This window comes from Nocardiopsis sp. TNDT3 (assembly GCF_003427465.1).
GTDB classification, from domain to species: domain Bacteria; phylum Actinomycetota; class Actinomycetes; order Streptosporangiales; family Streptosporangiaceae; genus Nocardiopsis; species Nocardiopsis dassonvillei.
This window is the reverse complement of record NZ_QPFC01000128.1, coordinates 1-4499: the sequence shown is the minus strand read 5'-3', so window position 1 is coordinate 4499 and position 4499 is coordinate 1. Positions and strand designations below refer to the sequence as shown.

Genomic DNA, 4499 nt, shown 5'->3' with positions numbered 1-4499 from the left:
CCGCCCCGCCGCCCCCGGGGTCAGCGGTCGAGGCAGTCGACGAAGCGGGAGGCCTCGGCCTCGGTCATCCCGGTCTCGCGGGAGACCGTGGTGACGGCGTCGGCCGCGCGGTCCTGGGCGAGCAGCTCCCGTGCCCGGTCGGCGAGGCTCTGACCGGGCGTGGGCTCGACCGGGATCCGGTGGCCCTGCTCGACGGCGTCGACGACGTGCTTGGCCTCGGCCAGTCCCGCGCCGGTGCGCTCGCGCACGAGCTTGATGGCCTCGACCTTGCGGCCCGCCCGCACGAGGGCCTGCGCCGCGTCGACCGTGCCCTGGTCGATCGGCCTTCTCACGGGCTCGGGGCCGAGGAGACGTTCGAAGAAACCGGCCATGGTCGGTGCTGCCTTCCCAGGAGTGCGGAACGGGGCGTCCGCCCCGGCCCCGTAGTGTACGGCCGGGCTTGGGCGTCCACGCCCCGGGCGGGCCCGCCCCCGGCCTCAGCTGTGGTCGGCGTCCAGGTGGGGGAAGTGTCGGCGGATCTCGGGGGCGGTGAGCGTGCGCGGCACGAGTTCCTCCCCCTCGTCCAGGGCGACCACGACGAGGCCGTCGGGCGCGGTCCGCTCACGGCGCAGCGTCGCGGCCACCCCGCGGCAGGCCCGCGCGACGACGTCGGTGTAGCGGTCGTGGACCCGCTCCCAGTGCTCCTCGTCGCACTCCTCGCCCTCCTCGGGGCCGCCGTCCCAGGCCCCGTCGCCGGAGGCGGCCTCGGTCAGGGCCCTGCTCCAGGTCCAGAAGGCCCCGGGGTCGGACCAGTCCGCGTCGAAGTGCTGGTGGGGCCAGTCCGCGGGGTCCCAGCGCAGGTCCCGCTCCGGGCTCGGCGGGTGTTCCCGCTGCCGCCGGTCGGCGGCCAGGTGCTCCTCGAACCACTCCTCGGTGGCGGCGGCGAAGACGGGAAGCATGATCCGGCCGCAGGTCTCGGCGTAGAACAGGTACACCGCCACCGCGTAGACGCGACCGCCCCGCGCCAGGCAGGAGCGCGCGAAGCCCTCCAGTTCCGTGGTGAGGTCGGCCTCGAATCCGTCCCAGTCCATGTCCACGGCGGACCACCTCCGGGGGACGACCCTAGCCCCCCGTCAGACCGGACGGCGCGGTCCCGTCCGTGGTCACCGTGGCGGGGGCGCGGCGCGCGGCCCGGTGAGCAGGGCGCGTTCAGCGCGCACCGTGCCACCCGGCGCGGAGACCCCCCACGCGGACATGCGGGAAACCCGGACGGAGCCCAGCCGAAAGCACACGGACAAATCCCTCGCACCGCCGCCCCAAAAAGGAATAGCGATCACCAATCCTGCCGTGGAAAAAGCAGAAAGGCGCCCCGGGGTTACGGCCCCGCGAACCCCGGGAATCCTCGATGTCGCGCATACGCACCGCATCGCGGGCGGGGTCGGCCCTTCGAACGGGAGCCGCGCCCGCTCCACCGTTTTCCACATCCGGCGGAAACGCGCCCAACGGTTGATCGCCGACCATCGCGCCGAAGCCGAGCAAGCCCGGCAGACGCGACAGAGGGGGAACATTGCCGCAGGACCAGATCCAGGACATCGACGAATTCGTCGCACTGATCGAGAGCTGGTACAGGGAGGATTTCGGGGGCTTCGCCACCATGTACGACGCCGCGATCAGGCACGTGCGGCCGGTCCCCGAAGACGCACCGGAGGAGGTCCGCCACGACTGGCGCGGAAGGACGATCAACGACCTGTGCGACTTCTTCCGCGAGTGGGAGAGGTGGCGGCCGGGTGTCTCCAACGGGCTGGACTACATCGAGAAGTTCAGCTGGATCAGCTACGAGAACGACTACGGCATGGTCTTCCTCACCTCCGGCCCCGGATGCCGGATGACCGCGCTCTTCACGGAGTTGCAGGGGCGCTACATGGACTCCGAGGCATCCCTCGGCCTGGTGGACGAGTGGATGAGGGAACTCGGGCCGCGGATGGACGACTACGTCGTCCCGGCCGGCGGCTACAGGAACTTCAACGAGTTCTTCGTCCGCGGGGTCAAACGGGGAAAGCGGCCGGTCGACGCGCCCGGTGACGGGTCCGTGGTGGTCGCTCCGGCCGACTGCGTCGTCAACATGATCGTCGGCGAACTGACCGAGGAGACGCGGATCCCGGTCAAGACGGTCACCATGAACGTCAGGCAGCTGCTCGACGGATCCGACTACGCCAGCAGGTTCGTCGGCGGCACGGCGGTGTCCTGCTTCCTGCTGCCCAAGTCGTACCACCGGTACCACTCCCCCGTCGCGGGGCGCGTGGTGGAATCACGCGACGACGTCGGCGGAGTCTACTACGGAATGCGCAATTTCCCCGAGATGCTCAACAAGGGCAACATCGGATACGGGTACGACTACAGCATGTTCGAGCATTTCCGCCGGGGCTATCTCGTTATCGCCACGGGCGGGAACGGCAACGGTCTCGTCGGAATGGTCCCCGTCGGCCTGAACTCGATCGCCTCCGTCGAGTTCAGGCAGAAATTCGCCAAGGTGACTCGCGAGGACCCCGTCGACGTGGACAAGGGGGAGGAGATCGGGTGTTTCAAGTACGGCGGTTCGCTGAACATCCTCCTGTTCGAGAAGGGCAGGTTCCCCGCGCTCCAGCTCCTCCAGGGGCAGCGCATCGGGAACTTCGAGGATCCGGAGACGTCGCCGGCGTTCTTCACCTGCTCCTGGCGCACGCCCTCCCGGCGCCTCGGGTCGTGACCGCGCCCACGGCGGAGCCGGGAGGGGCGGGGGGACGGCCCCCAGCCGCGTCGAGGCGCGGGCGGCGCCAGCGAAGACCGGGGTGATCGGCCGCGCGCGTACCAGCGGAGCCGACGACCGCGACGGGGGCCGCCCCGCCACGGCGCGCCGGCCCCCGTCGCGCACCGCCTCGCCGTGATCGCCGGGGACGGACGACCATAGCGTTCGATTTCCAGCCATTGCAACGCACTGGTGGAGTCCGTTGCATTAGATTCCAAACCATTGCAACAATTTCCCGGCGTTTACCTGCGCATACGGGGATCCCGCATGGAATTTCTATTGCCACAACCATGAACGCAACGTAGCTTTTCCATCATCAGAAACATCGGGCCGTACCAGCGCCGCACCTGAGGAAGGAAAAGCGCCGAACGCCCTCAAGGCCAACGGCACCACCGGACCCGACCTCCGCGCCACCACCCCGGCGGCATCCCCTCCCCCACACCCCGACCGCGTCACCGCTTCGAAGGAGCACACCACCATGTCCCTCACCCCCACCGGGCAGGACCGCCCGGAACTGCACAAGACCATGCGGGAGATCGTCGACTCCGGTTTCGTCGGGATGCAGCTGCGCGTGCACGACGAGCACGGCGAGTGGGTCGGCAGCGCCGGGGCGCGCAGGCTGGGCGAGCCGGAGCGGCCGCCGGTCGACGGGCACTTCCGGATCGGCAGCGCCACCAAGAACTTCGTCGCGACCACGGTGCTCATGCTGGTGGCCGAGGGCAGGATCGGACTGGAGGACCAGGTGGCCGACCACCTGTCCGAGTTCGGGCTGGACCGGCGAATCACGGTGCGGATGCTGCTCCAGCACACCAGCGGGATCTTCAACCACACCGGCGAGCTCTACGAGGACGGGACGTTCGCGCCGGGGGTCGTCTGGGCGGGCCGGGAGTGGGTGGAGGACCGGTTCCGGACCTACCCGCCGCAGGAGCTGGTGAGGCTGGCGCTGTCCAAGCCGTCCCGGTTCGAGCCGGGGACGGACTGGAGCTACGCCAACACCAACTACGTACTGGCCAGGCTGCTGATCGAACGGGTTACCGGCCGCTCGCTCGCCGAGGAGATGCACCGGCTGTTCCTGGGGCCGCTGGGAATGACCGGCACCGTGGTGCCGACCACCGGGACGGAGGTCCCCGAGCCGCACGCCCACGCCTACTACCGGTACGAGGAGGACGGCGGGGAGAAGACGGTGGACGTCACCCGGCAGAACCCCTCCTGGATCTCCAGCGGCGGTGACATGATCTCGACCACCCGGGACCTGCAGACGTACTTCTCCGCGCTGATGGGCGGCAGGCTCCTGCCGACCGAGCTGTTGGCCGAGATGCGCACGCCGGAGGCGAAGGTCGGCTACGGCCTGGGGGTGTTCGTCCAGGAGACGGACGGCGGCACCCTCTTCCACCACAACGGCGGTATCGCGGGCTCGGCGGCGCTGATGTACGCCACGGCCGACGGCGGCAGGATCCTGACCGCCTCGCTGACCTATGTGGACGACGCCGAGCTGTCCCTGGCGCAGACGTTCCAGGAGGCGACGCGGAGGCTCGTCGAGGAGGTGTTCGGCGGCGGGCGGACCGAGGCGGAGGACGAGGCGGCCGAGCAGGACGCCGGAGCGGCGCGGTTGACGGACTGAGCGGTTCGCAGCCGCGCCCGTCGAGGGCGGACTCCCCGCGGCGCCGCACCGGCCAGAAGGCGGACCGGGGTCGTTCCGCTGTCCGGAGGGCGGCCCCCGTGGCGCCCTCCGGAC

Annotated in this window: 4 protein-coding genes; 2 read left to right on the top strand and 2 right to left on the bottom strand. The window is 70.3% G+C overall.

Annotated elements, in window-relative coordinates; all coding sequences use genetic code 11:
• Nucleotides 1–20: 20 nt before the first annotated feature.
• Nucleotides 21–371 (bottom strand): ribosomal protein L7/L12, encoded by a 351-nt coding sequence (locus DQW06_RS03620; protein WP_117197958.1) that lies wholly within the window; start codon nucleotides 369–371, stop codon nucleotides 21–23.
• Between the two features lie 105 nt (nucleotides 372–476).
• Nucleotides 477–1070 (bottom strand): DUF4303 domain-containing protein, encoded by a 594-nt coding sequence (locus DQW06_RS03615; RefSeq protein ID WP_210745731.1) that lies wholly within the window; start codon nucleotides 1068–1070, stop codon nucleotides 477–479.
• A 476-nt stretch (nucleotides 1071–1546) separates the two neighbouring features.
• On the opposite strand from DQW06_RS03615, the gene DQW06_RS03610 reads away from it, so the two are divergent.
• Nucleotides 1547–2725 (top strand): phosphatidylserine decarboxylase, encoded by a 1179-nt coding sequence (locus DQW06_RS03610; protein ID WP_117197957.1) that lies wholly within the window; start codon nucleotides 1547–1549, stop codon nucleotides 2723–2725.
• Between the two features lie 517 nt (nucleotides 2726–3242).
• Nucleotides 3243–4385 carry a serine hydrolase gene (locus DQW06_RS03605; protein ID WP_117197956.1) on the top strand — a complete coding sequence of 381 codons (1143 nt, stop codon included), beginning with the start codon at nucleotides 3243–3245 and terminating at the stop codon, nucleotides 4383–4385.
• Nucleotides 4386–4499: the final 114 nt, after the last annotated feature.